13 protein-coding genes are annotated in these 17,040 nt (G+C 61.2%); 7 read left to right on the plus strand and 6 right to left on the minus strand.

The features are described from left to right. Positions 1-14 precede the first annotated feature (14 nt). The 3 genes from FZX13_RS11655 to FZX13_RS11665 are packed head-to-tail and all read right to left on the minus strand — an operon-like array spanning position 15 to position 4,638. A complete protein-coding gene (locus FZX13_RS11655; RefSeq protein ID WP_226409702.1) occupies positions 15-1,832 on the minus strand; it encodes an SLC13 family permease in 1,818 nt (605 codons plus the stop codon). Continuing rightward, positions 1,820-3,496: a GTPase HflX gene (hflX, locus tag FZX13_RS11660; protein WP_226409703.1), complete on the minus strand. Its 1,677-nt coding sequence runs from the start codon at positions 3,494-3,496 to the stop codon at positions 1,820-1,822. Before hflX ends, FZX13_RS11655 begins: the two co-directional genes overlap by 13 nt. After that, the gene (locus FZX13_RS11665; protein ID WP_226409704.1) at positions 3,493-4,638 is read right to left on the minus strand and encodes an NAD(P)/FAD-dependent oxidoreductase; all 1,146 of its coding nucleotides are present in this window, start codon (positions 4,636-4,638) and stop codon (positions 3,493-3,495) included. The genes hflX and FZX13_RS11665 overlap by 4 nt, the downstream gene beginning before the upstream one ends. A gap of 67 nt (positions 4,639-4,705) precedes the next feature. On the opposite strand from FZX13_RS11665, the gene FZX13_RS11670 reads away from it, so the two are divergent. After that, positions 4,706-5,473 carry a phosphoadenylyl-sulfate reductase gene (locus tag FZX13_RS11670; RefSeq protein ID WP_115022657.1) on the plus strand — a complete coding sequence of 256 codons (768 nt, stop codon included), beginning with the start codon at positions 4,706-4,708 and terminating at the stop codon, positions 5,471-5,473. Beyond that, complete coding sequence (locus FZX13_RS11675) at positions 5,474-6,199, plus strand: type III pantothenate kinase (protein WP_226409705.1); 726 nt, start codon at positions 5,474-5,476, stop codon at positions 6,197-6,199. On the opposite strand, the gene bcp is transcribed toward FZX13_RS11675, so the two are convergent. Beyond that, complete coding sequence (bcp, locus tag FZX13_RS11680) at positions 6,177-6,644, minus strand: thioredoxin-dependent thiol peroxidase (protein ID WP_226409706.1); 468 nt, start codon at positions 6,642-6,644, stop codon at positions 6,177-6,179. The genes FZX13_RS11675 and bcp overlap by 23 nt on opposite strands. Before the next feature lie 108 nt (positions 6,645-6,752). Between bcp and FZX13_RS11685 the strand changes: the two genes are divergently transcribed. After that, positions 6,753-7,250, plus strand: coding sequence for a thymidylate synthase (locus FZX13_RS11685; protein ID WP_226409707.1), 498 nt, complete (start codon positions 6,753-6,755; stop codon positions 7,248-7,250). Positions 7,251-7,412: 162 nt separating this feature from the next. Next, entirely contained in the window at positions 7,413-8,075 is a 663-nt protein-coding gene (locus tag FZX13_RS11690; protein ID WP_226409708.1) for an alpha/beta hydrolase, read from the plus strand. Positions 8,076-8,123: 48 nt separating this feature from the next. Here FZX13_RS11690 and FZX13_RS11695 read toward each other — a convergent pair whose 3' ends face one another. Next, positions 8,124-10,289 carry an AAA family ATPase gene (locus tag FZX13_RS11695; protein ID WP_226409709.1) on the minus strand — a complete coding sequence of 722 codons (2,166 nt, stop codon included), beginning with the start codon at positions 10,287-10,289 and terminating at the stop codon, positions 8,124-8,126. Positions 10,290-10,445: 156 nt separating this feature from the next. On the opposite strand from FZX13_RS11695, the gene FZX13_RS11700 reads away from it, so the two are divergent. The 3 genes from FZX13_RS11700 to FZX13_RS11710 are packed head-to-tail and all read left to right on the plus strand — an operon-like array spanning position 10,446 to position 15,253. Next, positions 10,446-11,519 (plus strand): efflux RND transporter periplasmic adaptor subunit, encoded by a 1,074-nt coding sequence (locus FZX13_RS11700; protein ID WP_166017711.1) that lies wholly within the window; start codon positions 10,446-10,448, stop codon positions 11,517-11,519. 9 nt (positions 11,520-11,528) lie between these two features. Beyond that, a complete protein-coding gene (locus tag FZX13_RS11705; RefSeq protein ID WP_226409710.1) occupies positions 11,529-14,960 on the plus strand; it encodes an efflux RND transporter permease subunit in 3,432 nt (1,143 codons plus the stop codon). Then, complete coding sequence (locus tag FZX13_RS11710) at positions 14,960-15,253, plus strand: hypothetical protein (protein ID WP_115022550.1); 294 nt, start codon at positions 14,960-14,962, stop codon at positions 15,251-15,253. The genes FZX13_RS11705 and FZX13_RS11710 overlap by 1 nt, the downstream gene beginning before the upstream one ends. A gap of 72 nt (positions 15,254-15,325) precedes the next feature. Here FZX13_RS11710 and FZX13_RS11715 read toward each other — a convergent pair whose 3' ends face one another. Continuing rightward, the gene (locus tag FZX13_RS11715; protein WP_226409711.1) at positions 15,326-16,984 is read right to left on the minus strand and encodes an alpha-D-glucose phosphate-specific phosphoglucomutase; all 1,659 of its coding nucleotides are present in this window, start codon (positions 16,982-16,984) and stop codon (positions 15,326-15,328) included. Positions 16,985-17,040 lie beyond the last annotated feature (56 nt).

A 17,040-nucleotide genomic window follows, 5' to 3' on the forward strand; every position in this document is an offset into this window, starting at 1 on the left:
CTGACCAGTGTTGTTCAGGATCCGCCGTAATGCCAGAGGATCAAGGCCGGCACCAGAAGGGTCATGATCACCGTCAGGCCAAGTCCATACCGTGTGACATCCAGAAAGCGATAACGGCCCGGACCGAACACCATCAAGTTCGTCTGATATCCAACAGGGGTAAGAAAGGACTGGCTGGCTCCAAACAGCACCGTGATGAGCAGTGCAGTGGGAGAGAGCTGCAGGGAGGGAGCCAGTTGCACTGCCACGGGCGCCAATAGGGCGACCGAGGCGGCATTGCTCATCACCTGGGTTAACAGTGTTGTGCCGATGAAGATCACCATCAGTGCCGAGTAGCTCGGCCAGCCCGCCAGCCCCTGCTGGAGCACCAGGGCTAGGGCGTCGGCCAGGCCCGTGTTCTGCATGGCAACGCTGAAACTAGTCAGTGATCCCAGCAGCAGAATCACGTCCAGGCGGATCGAGCGCTGCAGTTCTCCGAGGCGTAAGCAGCCGGTGGCGACCACGCTCACCATGGCCAACAGCACAGCGGCCACCAGGGGGATCGGGGTCAGACTTGGCAGCAGCAGCATGGCGAGGGCGATGCTGACCGCCACGGGCTTGCGTCGCACTGTGGGGAGGTCGTCTTCCAGTCGATCCAGGACCAACAGGTCATTGCTGGCCTGCAGGCCACGGATGGAGTCGATCGGTGCCTGCAGCAGCAGCACATCGCCTTCCCGCAGGATGACTTGCCCCAGCCGTTCTTGGACGGTCTCCTGGCCGCGGCGCAGGGCGAGAACAGTGGCGTTGTGGCGCTGCCGGAACCGCAGTTCCCGCAGACTGGCACCGGCCAGGGTGGAGCCAGCAGGCAATAAAACCTCCACGGTTTTCTGTCCACTGGCCTCTTCGGTGTTCAGGCTGAAACCAGCGTTCTGACCTTGGGTTGTGAGCTGAATCGTGTGATCCTGCTGGAGCCGCAGCAGATCAAGGCGGGTGACCCGCAACAGCAGATGATCGCCGGCTTCAAGACGACGGTCGGCTAGGGGGGGCAGGAGTCGCTCTCCACCGCGCTGCAGTTCCAGCACGTCAACGTCGAAACGACGTTGCAATCGACTGTTCAGGAGAGAGCTGCCCACCAGTTCCGACTCGGGTGGGATGCGCACTTCCGTGCAGTAGCTGCTGGTCTTGGGGCCGCCGACGAGGTCGTCCGTGCTGGCACCTCGGTCCGGCAGCAGCACCCTTGGAGCCAACACCAGATAAATCGCCCCTGCCAGCCAGACCGGCAGGCTGATCAGGGTGAAGCTGAACAGATCCAGAGAGCCATAGCCCAGTTGCTGGCTGATGTCGCTCACCAGCAGATTCACAGAGCTGCCCAGCAGGGTGAGGGTGCCCCCCAGAACCGTGGAAAACGACAACGGCAGGAGCACCCGGGATGGGGAAATACCGCGCCGCTGGCACCAGCCCTCGACCACGGGAAGCAGGGATGCCACCACTGGAGTATTCGGAACCACTCCCGAAACCGGGGCGATGACGAAGGCCATCAGGGCGATCAGGCGGCGCGAGGAACGGATCCGTTCTGATGCGATCAGGGCCCGCAGTCGGTCCAGCGCACCGCTTTTGAAGAGTGCTGCGGAGACAGGAAACAGTCCCAACAGGGTGATCAGTGCAGGACTGCCGAATCCCGCCAGGGCCTCCTGTGGGTTGAGCACCCCAGTGGCGATTAACAAGCTCAGGCTCAGCAATCCTGTGAGCTCCGGTGCAATCACCCCGGTGATGAACAACACCACCGCCAGCCCCAGCACGGCCAGCGTGATCAACGCTTGAGGGTTCTGAAGAGCGTTGCTCAGCTCTGCCATGGCGGCGAGTCGCCGGTCGTCAATTGCGGGGATTCTGCCCTGGGATCAAAAAATTGCTCGCGCATCCACTGCTGCAGGCCTTGCAGCCCATCCCCCCGCACGGCTGAGAGGAACAGTGCATCGGGCTCCCGCTGATGAATCGCTTCGATGGCGGTTGCCTCGCAACGGTCGATCTGATTGGCGATCACCCTGCGCAGGGCGGTGCTGCCGAGGTCATCGAGCAAGCGATGCACGGTGTCCAGGTGGCCTTGCCAGTCGGGGTCAGCCAGGTCCAGCACCAGCAACAACACATCCGCGTCCAGTGCCTCCTCCAGCGTTGCGCGGAAGGCTTCCACCAGTGGGGCGGGGAGATCGCGAATGAAGCCCACTGTGTCGGTGAGCAGCAGCCGTTGGGGGCGTGCCCCAGGACAGGGGAGGTCGAGTTTGCGCGTGGTGGGGTCCAGCGTGGCGAACAACTTGTTCTCCGCCAGCACGCAATCGCTCGCCCGTTTGCCACACAAGGCATTGAGCAGGCTGGACTTGCCTGCGTTGGTGTAACCGACCAGGGCCACCCGCGGCAGACCACGCCGCTGATCCCGCAGTCGGCTGCGGTGGGATTGGAGCTGGCGCTGATCCCGCAGCAGCCGTTCGATGCGTCGGCTGATGGCCCGACGGTCTTTTTCCAGTTGTGTTTCCCCTGGCCCGCGCGTGCCGATGCCGCCGCCCTGACGCGACAAACTGCTGCCTCGTCCCAGCAGGCGTGGCAGCCGGTATCGCAGTTGGGCTAGTTCCACCTGGAGGCGCCCTGCAGCACTGCCGGCCCGCTGGGCAAAGATGTCGAGGATCAGCTCACTGCGGTCAGAGACCGGGCAGCTCAGCAGTCGTTCCAGATTGCGGGCCTGCACTGGAGTCAGCTCCCGGTCTGTGATCACCAGTGAGGCCTGGCAACGACGGATCTCGAGAGCGGCTTCCTGAAGTTTTCCGGAGCCCCAGACCGTCTGGGGATTGGCTTGGCCCCGACGCTGGCTGGTCAGAGCCACGGGCTGGGCTCCGGCACTGCGCACCAGCCCCTCCAGTTCAGCTAAATCACGCTGGTCGCGCTGCCCATCCCCGCTGGTGAGCGTGAGCAGGAGCACCCGCTCCTCTCCAGTGGCGGCTTGGATGGTTGAGGCTTGGGGTTCGTCTGGTGTGAGGGAGCAAAGGTCCCGCAGGTCGCCCTGTTCGAACTCTCTCCACCCATCGGGCTGCAGTGGATCAGGAATTAAGAGTTCTGCCTGGCGCCCGCCATCGGCTGAGGGGCACGGCGCAAAGCGCAGCCAGTGCCTCGGGGCGATGTCGAGAGCGACAACAGCGTCGCGGGGATCCTGGTGCAGCCCTTTGCGGGCGAAGGGGCAGCTGATCAGCCGCCATCCTCCGCTGCTCCGCCTCGGTGTTGCTGGCAGGTGCTGCAGCGGTGAATCGCTGCCGGTGAGGGGGCCCAACCAGAGCAGACGGCAGAGGCCACGGCCGTCGAGCACCAGATGCAGGGGCATCTCGAGATCCAGAACCAGATCCGCCAGTCGTTCGAGGCTCAGCAGATCGGCCCCGCAGCCCTCCGGATGACGACGATGACTCAGGCGCTCCAGCTGACGTTGCTGGCTGGGGCGCAGACCGCGGCAGCGCCCTCCCAGGTGGGATTGCTTCAACGGCTCAGCAACCAGGCGCCGGCGGAGCGCAGTCCCAGGGACAGTCCAGGAAGACGGGTCAGGTACGTGGCCCGTCGCAACTGAAATGCCAGGGGGCCGGCAAGGGTGAATCCCATGCCAGTCAGTGTGGCGTCGCCGACCCCGAGGCTGAGCATTTCGCCACGATCCTCAAACTGGAAGGGTTGCGGTTCCTCCCCCATCCGCAGGCTTGCGATGGCTGCGGCAGTGGCATCCCCCTGCTGCATGGCCACTTGTGCACTGGCAGGCCATGGGCTGTCAGGCCGTGCTGAGAGATCCCCCAGAGCAAACGTGTTGGCGCTTCCCACCAGGCGCAGGTCAGCGTTGACGGCCAGACGTCCTCTCTCCAGCACTGGTGTAGGCGAGATGGCTGGGATGGAGGGTCTACTCCCTGCAGTCCAGATCAATCCCGCATGACGTAGAACCACGCCATCCGCCAGAACGGCACTGCTGGACTTCACTTCGCTCACGCTCGTGTTCAGCTGCACCACGACCCCTTTGCGTTCCAGCGCTGCCTGGGCTTTCTCCCGATTGAACGCCGTGCTGCTGGGCAGGATTTCATCGCCCATTTCCACCAAGCGGATGCTGGCGGCCCCTTCGATCAGATCCGCGAGCTTGCACGCCAGTTCCACTCCTGTGGGTCCAGCTCCAACGATGATCAGCCCTGCGTCTCCATCACGCTGCTTGAGCTGAGTGTTGAGCCATTGCTTCAGCCGGCCTACATCGCTGAGATCACGGAAACCAGAGCTGTGCTCCTGCACGCCGGGGATGCCGAAATCATTGACTTTCGAGCCTGTCGCCAGCACCAGTTGGGCCCAGCCCAATCGGTCTCCCGAATCGAGTTCGATGGTTTGGCTGGTTTGATCGATGCGAACAACGGTGTTTTGGATCCAGCAGATGCTGTTATTGAGCAGCTGGTCATAACGGGGGGCCACCTCCCAGGTTTGAAGTTCATCGCTGAGTAGTTCGTACAGCAGCGGTTGAAACAGAAACCGATCCCGCGGTTCGATCAGAACGATGGGGCAGCCGGGCTGCCGACGCTGAAGTGCAAGAGCTGTGAACAGTCCTCCGAATCCACCACCAACGATCACCACGGCATCCGACGTGGACGAGGGTGAACGCATGAAAGAAACCGCTGGTTTGAGAACGATAGGAAGCACAGCCGGTCCCACGACAGGGGAGGATGGCGTGATGACGGAGGCCCCCGACGCAATGGTGCCCATGGCGGTGCAAAACGACTTGCGCGATGGGCGCAAGCTGCTTGAGACCATGGAGCCGCAGGAGCGTCTGGCCTGGGGGCTGGATCAATTCGGCGACCGATTTGCTCTGACGACCAGTTTTGGCATTCAGTCGGCTGTGCTCCTGCACATGCTGAGCACACTTCCCGGAGGTGACGCTGTTCCGGTGATCTGGATTGATACCGGTTATTTGCCCCCGGAGACTTACTCCTACGCCCACCAACTCACCGATCAACTCAAGATTCGTCTGGTGGTTCGTCAGAGCGAGATGTCCCCGGCTCGAATGGAGGCCCTGCATGGTCAGCTCTGGGAGTCTGGCCGTGTCGAAGACCTGGAGACCTATCACCGGATCCGCAAGGTAGAACCTCTGGAGCAAGCGCTCAATGACCTCCATACGCGCTGCTGGGCCAGCGGCGTGCGGCGTGGTCAGACCGATCACCGTCGCTCGATGACGGCCTTGGACCCGATTCGGGAGCGCTGGTCATTGAGACCACTCCTCGAGTGGACCCAGCGCGATGTCTACTACTACATGCAATCAAACAATCTCCCTCAGCATCCATTGTTCGAGCAGGGCTATTCCACAGTGGGGGATTGGCATTCCAGTGGCCCTGATGTGGGAGATCTGAGTGGCCGCGACACCCGATTTGGTGGGCTAAAGCAGGAGTGTGGAATTCATCTGCCCCAGGACGCTGTTGAAGGGTTGATGGGTGAAGGCATCTGAGTGAAGGCGTTGGAACGGAGTGGCGGCCGCGTTCTGCTGATTGGCAATAGTCGCTGGCATTGGGCCCAGCGGACTGAACAGGGCGTTCGCATTGATCACGGTGATCCAGACCCTGGTCGAATCGGCACAGATCCTCCGATCTGGGCAGCGGTGGGGGTGGTGCCCGAGCCGCTCAGGCACCACCAGCACCTGCGCATTCGTCTGGAGGATGTTCCTTTGCCGAAGGCACCTCCTTGGTTGGGTGTGGATCGAGCGCTCGGGGCATGGATGGCCTGGCGCCGCAGTCAGGAGCAGCAGCTCGACTGTTCCAGGGGGCTGCTTTTGGTGGATGCAGGCACCGTGTTGAGCCTCACCAAGGTGGGTGCGGATGGCTGTTTTGGTGGAGGGCAGTTGCTACCGGGATATCGCCTGCAGCTCAGGGCCATGGCGGAGGGAACTGTTGGACTTCCATCAACGCTGGAGCGTTATCAAGAGGCCTTCCCAGAAGACATCTTTCCCCAAGAAACGGTGGCGGCCATGCAGCAGGGTGTGTTGCAAGGGTTGCTGGCTGCCATCGCAGTGGCCCAGCAGCACTCGCAAGGGTTGCTTTGGATCTGCGGTGGTGACGCTGAGCTGATCAAGACGCACTGGGCCTGTGCAACGGAATTGCTGCAGGTGGAGACCGATCTTCAGTTGCAGGCTCTGTTGGATCTGGCCGCAGGCATCAGCTCAGTTCGAGATCGCTGATCAATGTGTCAGCCATGGTGGCCGCTTTGACCTTGAAATAAATCCGTTCGATTTTTCCGGCTTCATCAATCAAAAAGGTGTGGCGCATCATTCCCATGTATTCGCGCCCCATGAATTTTTTCAGCCCATAGCTTTCGTAGAGACTGGCTACCGCACAGGGCTCTACATCGGTGAGCAGCGTGAAGGGGAGCTCGTGTTTGTTGATGAATTTGCTGTGGGATGTGGCTCCGTCCTTGCTGATGCCCAGAACGGTGATGTTGTTGGCCTTCAGTTGATCCCAGCGATCGCGGAAGTTGCAGGCTTCCTTGGTGCACCCAGGGGTGTCGTCCTTGGGATAGAAATACAAAACAACCTTCTTTCCACGCAGTGAAGTAAGGCTGACGGGTTCACCGTTCTGATTGGGAAGGCTGAAGTCGGGGGCGGCGTCGCCGATTTGCAGGCTCACAGACTGTGCTTTGGCAGTGGCGGCAGCGTACGGCGTTCAGGACAAACCCGGTTCAGGACAAGATTGTTTGTGGTACCTACGTTGCAACCAACCTGCAGTTGTTGGGCCATGGTGTCGCGGACTCGGGTGGACCAAATCGGACGTTCCCTGGCTGCTCTAGGTCTCTTGGCGATGGGGGTGAGTGCACTTGTCGCACCGCGTCACGGTCTCTCGTTGGATCAATCCGCTCCACGGCCGTCGGAGGCGAATTTGAGCCGGCAGCTGTTGCAGCGCGAAATCACCTTGCATCGACGCAGTGAAGCTGAAACCCTGCTGATGGATTTCACCCGTGCGCAGATGACGCGCCATTACTGGGGTGAATTCGCACGCTCTCTGCAGGATCTCGGTCTGTCTGCTGGACCGCAGCTGGTGGCAACGGTCGATCGCGATGCCGTTCGGACCCGGCTGTGGATTCAGCCGCATCACGGCACGGAGGCTTACCTGGCCGAGGTGGAGCGCTGGGACGGTCGCCTGCGGATGCGCCACTGCCGTGCTGACCGGGATGGCGTGGGTCTGGTGCACGAAAACCGCTGCCCGGATGGCTGGCAAAGGATTCACTTGAATTGATGGGCGATTTCTGCTTTCTTTTGGCTTGAAGAAGGTACAAATCGAGCGGAAATATTGAGTCTCGCGAGACTCCTTTGCGAAAAGTCAATTGTCGTCGTGATGGAAGCCTTTCAGGGGGCTCGGGTTTATTGGCGGTTTTTCTTTCGGGAGCTATTTTTTCTAATGACGTGCTCCTTTTCGTCCGTGTTTTCTCGTCTCGCCGCTGGCCTTCTGGCCGGTGCCTCCCTCGCCGCTCTGGCAGTTCCTGCTGAAGCAGGCACCAAGCGTCCCGTCCGCTGGAACACCGGCGGTGCTGTGTGGACCACCACCTCTTCTGAGTTCAAGACTTTCCTGACCACCGGTGAAGTCACCGACCGTGCTCTGGACGCAGGCATCAACAACTCCGGTTGGACTGCTGACGAAATCCAGGAAGGCATGACCAAGACCTATGCCGTCGACATCGTCGGTGTGTCCCGCTTCCTGTATTCCGACGACGGCGTCAAGTTCCTGAAGGATCAGACCCGCTCTTACTTCCCTTACTGGAAGATGAAGTCCACCTCTGTGGTGGCCCTGCGCTCCGCGATCATCGCCGACTCCATCGACGGTGAAATCTCCTCTGCCGGCATCATGGCTGAGCTGCCCGTGGACTTCCGCCTGGCTGACACCTGCGGCACCTACGACGGCATCCAGAACGTCTGTGCCCCCGACAAGTGCGAAGGCGACGCCCAGTGCACCTCCCTGCTGTCCTGGTACGTCTTCCTGCCCGCTTGCGTGCAGGCCAACTCCGTGCTGCCCGAGCCCGCTGCTCGTCCCGCTTACGTCGCTCCTGCCCGTCCCCTCTGGTGATCAGGCCCTGAGCCCAGTGCTCTTGCCCCGGCTCCGGCCGGGGTTTTTTTATGGCGTGATTCGGTTGCCTTTGATCAGTTGATGGCGCATCGGCAGCCGTAGACCGCCGTCGCCAAGGCCGTTCAACGACCGGCGCAATTCTGCAAGCACCTCTGTTTTGATTGCTCCCATGGCCTGCCGGTAAGGCGACCCCTCGGCCAGCCATCGGTCTGCAAGATCTGTGCTCCCCGGCAGGGTCAGATGTTCCAGCCAAGCGTCACAACGAAGCTGCCAGCCTGCGTTTGCCAAGAGCTCTTCAGGGCGCTGCTGGAGCTCGAGCCAGCGTTGTTCCTGCTCCACAAGAGGGCTCAAGAGCTCCGCTGCGCCTCCGCTCTGTCGGAGAGCACCGGCCGGACCCAGTTCTGCACGGCTCAGCAGCAGCCGCAACCCCGTCGTCGGTTGGGCATGCCGGTTGATCCCCTCCAACAGCGTTGTCCAGTTCGGTGCTTGCAGGTCAGCTGCAGCGAGCCTTCCGCCGATCCAGTCGAAGGCTTGGCTTGCGGGCAGGGCATCGAGGTTGCCAGTCAGCAGTTGAGGTCGATGCTCCGGTTCGAGCAGATTCAGCTGTGCGTCCAATCGGTTGCGGTCCGCTTCGTTGTCGCACAGCACGGTCACGCCACCTTCTGGGGCGGCCCGCAAGGGATCGATGGCCCAAAGCAGCGACCGCATCCCCACCAGCAGCACCCGATCCCTGCGGGTCCAGGGGATGTCGCGCCAGAGCCGCTCGCGCAGGCGCTGAAGGCGTTCCCCCTCTTGGCCGAGTTGGCGTTGCACCCAGCGGTCCACACCGGGACGGTCGGGCCCGCTGCTGAGCAGCAAGGGCTGGTCGGCTGCCAGTTCCGCGGCCGCGGCGAGTTGGGCTGCCCGGCGTTCTGCCATCCTTTCTCGCCGTTCCCCCTCCCATCCCAGTTGGCCGGGTTGCCAGAACACCTCCCCTTGCAGTGCAGAGGGGAGGTATTGCTGTTCCACCCAGTGTTCGGCATAGGCGTGGGGGTAGCGGTAGCCCGCGCCGTCGCCAAAGGCCGCTCCGTCTCGGTTGGCATCGCGCAAGTGCCCGGGCACGTCCTGCTGACGGGCGGCGCGGACCGTTTTCAGGGCATCAAAGAAGCCCAGAACGCTGTTGCTCTTTTCGGTACCCGCCAGGTAAAGGGCGGCCTGGGCTAGCGGATACAGCCCTTCCGGCAGTCCCACCCGTTCGAAGGCAGCGGCACAGGCTTCCACCACAACAATGGCCTGCGGGTCGGCCAGGCCGATGTCTTCCCCCGCCGCGATCAGCATCCGGCGGAAAATGAAGCGCGGGTTCTCGCCGGCCTCCACCATCCGCGCCAGCCAGAACATCGCCGCATCGGCATCTGAGCCCCGCAGCGATTTGATGAAGGCGCTGATGGTGTCGTAGTGGGCATCGCCGTGCTTGTCGTAGAGGACCGCCCGCTGCTGGATCGATTCCTCGGCGATGGCCAGATTGATCTGAATCACCCCCTCGCCATCGGGCTCCGAACTTTCCACCGCCAGTTCAAGGGCATTGAGAAGGCTGCGGGCGTCACCACCCGCCACGTCCACGAGGTGGTCGGCGGCATCGCTGCTGATGACGATTGACCGGTCGCCGTAGCCCCGTTCCCCATCAGCAAGGGCGCGTTGCAGCAGCCGCTGTAAATCCTCCGGCTCCAGTGGCAACAGACGGAACAGCCGTGAGCGGCTGACCAGCGCCTTGTTGACTTCGAAATAGGGGTTCTCCGTGGTGGCACCGATCAGGGTGACGGTTCCGTTCTCCACCCATGGCAACAGCGCATCCTGCTGGGCACTGTTGAAGCGGTGCACCTCATCGATGAACAGGATCGTGCGCAATCCATGCCGTTCCAGCCGTTGGCGTGCAGCATCCACCGCGATCCGCAGGTCTTTCACGCCTGCGAGAACGGCATTGAGGCTGCTGAAGTGAGCGCGGGTGTGGTTGGCAATGATCCGCGCCAGGGTGGTTTTGCCGACCCCTGGCGGTCCATGCAGGATCAGGTTGCCAACCCGATCGGCCTTGATGGCGCGACGCAGTAGCCGTCCGTCCGCCAAGATCCCGCTCTGGCCCTCAAATTCCTCCAGCGTGCGAGGGCGCATCCGGTCAGCCAGGGGGGCCAGCTGCCGCCGTTGCTGCTCACCGTGAAAAGCGAAGAGGTCCTGACCCAACGGACAATCAGCGTTGACCCAGTGTCCCTGACGTTCTCACTCGGCGCTGGAACTGGTCCGAATCGAACGTTTTTGGGCGTGTCGGTTCCCAGAGGTGCAAACCCTGTGCGGCCAGGCTCTCAGGAACGCTGCATAATCCGAGAAAGCCTTTTTGCCGTGCGTCATCCGCAGCGACTCCTGCTCACCCTCGCCGCCCTGATCACGGTCAGTTCCTGCAAGAGCGAAGCACCGAAGCCGCCGCCGCCGAAGGTGCAGGCCGTTTCGACCCAGATGGCTGAATTCACTGAGGGTGTCGACACCGTCAGCACGCTGGAGGCCAGCAATCTTGTCGAGCTCGCCGCCCAGTCGGGAGGTCGAATCCTTGAGTTGAAGATTCGCCAGGGTGATGAAGTCGAAGCCGGTGAATTGCTGGTGGTGCTTGATCAAGTCGAGAAAAAGGCCAAAGCCGAAACCGCTAGAGCCAACTACGAGCGCTACAAATATTTGACTGAGACAGGAGCTGCATCACAGAAGGAATTGGATCGTTATCGCACCCAGTACATCTCGGCGAAGGCCGAGCTTGATTACAACAACCTGACTTCCCCTTCTGCTGGCACGGTCGCTGATGTGAACGTGAAGGTTGGCGATGTGATTCAGCAAGGCCAGGTGTTCACCAGCCTGGTGCAAAACAACGAACTCGAAGCACGGGTCGAGGTGCCCGCAGTCTTCTCCTCTCGTCTGGCCCTTGGGCAGCCGGTACTGCTCAGTGCGCCGGGTAGTTACGACTTGCTTGCCACCGGAGAGGTGGGCTCGATCGACCCCCGGGTCAACAAGCAGACCCAGGGATTGCTGGTGAAGGCGGTCTTCCCCAATGAGGATGGAAAACTGCGGGATGGTCAACGCCTTCGCACCCGGGTTCAGATCAAGGCCGAGGAAGAACTTGCCGTTCCTTTTGCAGCCGTTACCCAGACGTCAGGCCAGAGCTTCGTGTTCCGCCTCGGCACGTTTGAGGAGCTCAAAGAGAACCCCGGTAAGGCAGATATTGAAACCCTGGAGAAGGGAATCAAGGCCGGCAAGCTGCCCGCCGATGCCAAGTTCGCCCTGCAAACACCGGTCACGGTGGGCGAATTGGAGAACCAGCTCTACCCGATCACCAAAGGCCTTGAAGCCAACCAGATGGTGGTCACCACCAATCTGCTCAACCTGAAACACGGCATGCCCGTGCAGGTGCAACCCGCCAAGGCGAACTGAGGTTGAACGATGTCTGCATCCAATAACTTCATTACCAGGCCGGTTCTCAGCACGGTCTGCAGCCTTTTGATCGTGATCGTCGGTTTGATCGCAATTCCGATCCTGCCGATCGAAAACCTTCCAGACATTGCTCCACCAACGGTGAAGGTGCAGTCCACCTACGTGGGCGCCGATGCGGTTGCTGTTGAGCAAGGGGTGACCTCCGTTCTCGAGCAGCAGATCAACGGGGTAGAGAACATGGACTTCATCACCTCCAACAGCTCGTCGGACGGTGTGAGTTCGATCTCGGTGTCGTTTGCAAGCGGCACTGACGGCAACATCAACCAGGTGAACGTGCAGAACCGCGTCTCCCTGGCGGAGCCGCAGTTGCCCGAGGAGGTGCGCAAGTCGGGTGTGACGGTCAACAAGGCCTCCAACTCGATCCTGCTCGTCTACAACTTCGTCAACGAAGACCCCTCCAAGACCGAATACTCGGTGGAGACGATCAGTGGATATCTCGATAAGAACCTCACCGACAACGTCAAGCGGGTGAAGGGCGTCGGCGACGTCACCTACTTCGGCAACAGAAAGATCGCCTTCCGGCTCTGGCTTGATCCAGAGAAACTGACGGCTAACAACCTGTCGGCCACCGATGTGGTCAATCAGCTGCAAAGTCAGAACCGCCTGGTTCCTGCCGGCCAGATCGGCGGTGCTCCGGCTCCTGAAGGCCAGGAGTTCACCTTTACCGTTCAGCTGCAGGGTCGCCTGACTAGCACCCAGGAATTCGAGAACATCATTCTGAGAACCACCGACGCCGGTGGTCTGGTGCGGCTCAAGGATGTAGGCCGGGTGGAGCTCGGGGGTGAGACCTACGGCATCGATGCCATGGATCTCAATGGCACGCCTTCGGTGGGTATCGCCATCTACCAGCTCTCCGGCAGTAACGCCATTGAGGTCTCCAACGGCGTCAAGGACGTGCTGGGCGAGTTTGAGAAAACCCTGCCTGTCGGCCTCGGGGTGCAGAAGATCTACGACACCACCGACTTCATCAACCAGTCGATCAAAGGTGTGACCAACTCCCTGCGGGATGCGGTGATTCTGGTGGTGCTGATTCTGTTCCTGTTCCTTCAGAACTGGAAGGCAACGCTCGTTCCCGCCATTGCGATTCCAGTGGCGTTGATCGGCACCTTCGCTTTGGTGCTGGCCTTCGGCTTCTCTCTCAACCAGCTGACCCTGTTTGGTCTGGTGCTGGCCACCGGTCTGGTGGTGGACGACGCCATCACGGTGGTGGAAGACACCTCGGCCAAGAAAGCGGAGGGCATGACCTCCGTGCAGGCGGCCATGGAAACCATGGATGAGCTGTTCGGTGCTGTGATCGCCACGTCTCTGGTGAAGATGGCGGTGTTCCTGCCGGTGCTGTTTTTCCCCGGTGCCACCGGCACGATCTACAAGCAGTTCGCGGCCACGATTCTCTTTTCGATTGGTATTTCCACCTTCAACGCGTTGACGTTCTCGCCGATGCTCTCGGCCCTGCTCCTGTCCCGCGAAACCAAGGAGCTCAGCCGCAATCAGTACGCCACGGCCGGTGTTGTTCTTGGTTTCATTTACGGCCTGCTCAGTGCTGGCAATGGAGCCGCCGCCGCCCTGATCCCTACGGTGATCGGTGCTGTGATCGGCTTCATCGCCGGCAAGATCACCGGCCTGCCGCTGCGTCTTCCCTTCACCGCGGGTGGTGCTGCAGTGGGCGTGATCACCACCGGGGTGATCTTCACCAATCCGATCCCTGTGGTGTTGTTCACCGCCATCGGTGGTGGTGTCGGCTACTTCGTTCCCCTTATCTTCACCAACTTCAATCGCCTCTACGGTGGCTTTGAGAAGCGCTACGCCACGATCCTCGATGGCGTGCTCAAAGCGCGCCCGATCGTGATGGCGGCTCTGGCTGCCGGCATCCTGCTCACCGGTTTTGCCTTCACCCGCATTCCCGGTGGTTTTGTGCCGATTGAAGACCAGGGCTATGCCATCGGTTTCGTGCAGGCTCCTGATGGGGTCTCCAACGCGAAAACCCTGGAGATCAACCGCCAGGTGGCCGAAGTGATGCGCTCGGAGGAAGACATCTCATCGGCTGCTCTGTTCAGTGGCGCCAGCCTCGATGGCAACGCCCCCAACAAGGGTTTGTTCTTCATCGGGATGAAGCATTGGGATGAACGTCCCGGTAATGACCACACCGTGGGTGCTGTGGTGAAGCGTCTCAACGCCAAGTTGTATGGCGCGATTGATGGCGGTCGGGTGTTTGTGGTTGAGCCACCATCGATCCCCGGCTACGGCACCGGTGGCGGCTTCGAGTTCCAGCTGCTTGATCAGAGCAGCGGCGTGTATTCGCTGAATGAGTTTTTCGGGTCTGCCCAGCAGATCATTCAGACGGCCAACACCGATCCCGTCCTCAATCAGGTCTACTCATTGTTCTCGCCGCAGGCGCCGCAATACAAAATCGATGTCGACCGGGAGCAGATGGCCTCCCTCGGTGTCGACTTCGGTTCAGCGATGTCGACCTTCAGCGTCAACTTCGGTGGTCGCTATGTGAACGACACCTTCCAGGAAGGAAAGGTGCGGCGGGTCTATGTGCAGGCGGATGAGGTGAGCCGAGCCACCCCACAGCGGTTGTCTGCCATCTACGTCGCCAATGCGAAGGGTGAACAGATTCCTCTCTCGGAATTTTTCACCGTGAAGCAAACGGTGGGCCCGAGCGTCATTCCTCACTTCAACCTCTATCGCTCGATCAAGATTGACGGCACCCCCAAGGAGGGCAATAGCTCGGGTCAGGCGATCGGGGCGATGAAGCAGATCTTCAACACGGGCACTTATCAAGGTCTCGGCTTCGACTGGACCGGTATCTCCCGAGAGGAAGTGAAGGCCGGATCCCTGGCCGTTGTGATCTTCGCCCTGGGCATCCTGGCTGTGTTCCTGGTGCTCTCCGCCCAGTACGAGAGCTACACCGATCCGATCATCATCTTGCTGACGGTGCCCACGGCCCTGCTGGGAGCTCTTGTGTTTCTTGGGGCGGCCGGTCAGGTGCTCAACATTTATGCCCAGGTGGGACTGGTGATGTTGATTGGTCTTGCGGGCGGCAACGCGATTCTCATCGTCGACCTGGCCAATCAGAAGATGGGAGAAGGGGCCTCGGCGCTCGAAGCTGCCACGTTCTCGGCCAAGTCGCGCTTGCGGCCCATTCTGATGACGGCGATTTCCTCCCTCACCGGTTTCTTGCCCTTGATGTTGGCGAGTGGTGCTGGTGCCCAGAGCCAGTCGTCCCTGGGTTTGGTGGTGTTCGGTGGCTTGCTGGTGGCAACCTTCCTGTCCACCTTGGTGGTTCCTGTCTTTTACGTGGTGATGAAGACCCTGCTGGGACAAGCCGATGCCAAGCCGCCTGAGGATGGCGCTACGCCCACTCCGCAACCAAGCTGATGTCTGAGCCGAAGCCTGAGGTGAATCAGCGCAAGCCCTTCAGTGGCATGCGCGTTTTGATTGCTGTGGCCATTGGCGCTGGCCTTGGTTTGGCTGTTGCCTATTTCCTCAAGGTGTTGATCGACAACAGCCCGGCCGAGATCGATGTTGGCCGCTTGCGTCTCTTCTATCTGATGGTGATCACCTCAGGAGGCTTGGGTGGGTTTGCCATCGAGTCGATGCGTCAGTTGCAGGAACAAGCCACCGATCCGGCGTATCGCCACTACAACTCTCACCGTGGTCGTCGTCGCTGAGGAATCAACAAGAGCCATAAAAAAAGCCACCCACTAGGTGGCTTTTTTTGTTCTCGGTTTGGTCCAGCCGCTTCAGGTAATCACGGTGGGGGCATCCATCCCCGTGCGTTGCTTGATCTCCGCCAGGTTGTTGATCGCACTGATCATGTCGGCGAGGGCGACCTGGGGGTTCTGGTTGAGGTTGCCAGTGCTGGGCACATAGCTCTCCAGGTAGATCCTGATCGTGGCTCCTTTGGTGCCTGTGCCAGACAGACGCACCACCACGCGGCTGCCGTCGTCCAACAGGATGCGCAGGCCCTGACCCGTGGTCACGGAACCATCCACGGGGTCGGTGTAGCTGAAGTTGTCCGCTTCGCTGATGACGCGTCCGGCAAAGGATTGGCCGATCAGGCTCGGCAACATGGCCTCCAGGCGGTCGTAGAGACCGTGGGCGGCGTCGCTGGCAACGGCTTCGTAGTCGTGACGCGAGTAGTAGTGGCGCCCGAAGCGATTCCAGTGTTCCGCCATGATCTCGGCGACGCTGCAGCGGCGTTCGGCCAGGATCTGCAGCCAGAAGAGCACGGCCCAGAGCCCGTCTTTTTCGCGGACGTGGTTGCTGCCAGTGCCGAAGCTCTCTTCACCACAAAGGGTGATCTTGCCGGCGTCCAGAAGGTTGCCGAAGAATTTCCAGCCGGTGGGGGTTTCGAAGCAGTCAATGCCCAGCTCTTTGGCCACCACGTCCACGGCAGCGCTTGTGGGCATGGAGCGGGCCACACCGGCCAGGCCGTTGGCATAGGCCGGAGCTGATGTGGCGTTGGCTGTGAGTACGGCGAGACTGTCGCTGGGGTTCACAAAGCAGCGCTGGCCCAGAATCATGTTGCGATCGCCATCGCCGTCGCAGGCGGCGCCGAAGCGGTAGTCGTCACTTTCGAGCAGCAGTTCAGCCAGCTCGTGGGCGTAGGTGAGGTTGGGGTCGGGGTGACCGTTGCCGAAGTCTTCCAGGGGTGTGCCGTTGCGCACGCTCCCCGCCGGTGCGCCCAGAAGCCCTTCGAACAAGCGGGTGGCATAGGGCCCGGTGACGGCATGCATGGCGTCAAAGGCCAGCGGGAAGTCGCTGCGGATCAGATCGCGGATTTGATCGAAGTTGAACAGCTCCTGCATCAGCGTGACGAAATCGTCGACGCCGTCGATCACCTCCACCTGCATGGCGCCGATGCTGTGCAGACCGGGTGCATCCAGGGGGATCGCTGAGGCCTCAACGATCGAGTATTGCTCCAGGGTCTTGGTGCACTCGTAGACCGCATCGGTGAAGGAGGCGGGGGTGGGTCCACCGTTGGCGCCGTTGACCTTCACTCCGAAATCGCCGTTCGGACCGCCGGGGTTGTGGCTTGCCGAAAGAATGATGCCGCCGATGGCCTGGCGCTGCCGGATCAGGTTGGAAGCTGCAGGTGTGGAAAGGATGCCGCCGGTGGTGACGATCACCTTGCTCAGGCCATGGGCTGCGCCCATCCGCAGAATCACATCAATGGCCCGGCGGTTGCCGTAACGGCCGTCTCCCCCCAGCACCAGGGTTCCCCCTTGCACGCCCGGCAGAGTGCGAAATGACGCCTCGATGAAGCTCTCCAGGTAATGAGGCTCCTCGAACTGGCTGCTGCTCTTACGCAGGCCTGAGGTCCCTGGCTTCTGGTCGGTGAAGGGGGCGTCCAGGCGCACTTGGTGTTGGGTCGGTTCTGCAGGGGCCGAGGTGGTCATCACGTCGGATGGGGAGCTTTATGCGGAACCTAAACATGGAAATCCATTGGCGATGC

It is taken from the genome of Synechococcus sp. MU1625, assembly GCF_020514205.1.
In the GTDB taxonomy this organism is placed as follows: Bacteria; Cyanobacteriota; Cyanobacteriia; order PCC-6307; family Cyanobiaceae; genus Parasynechococcus.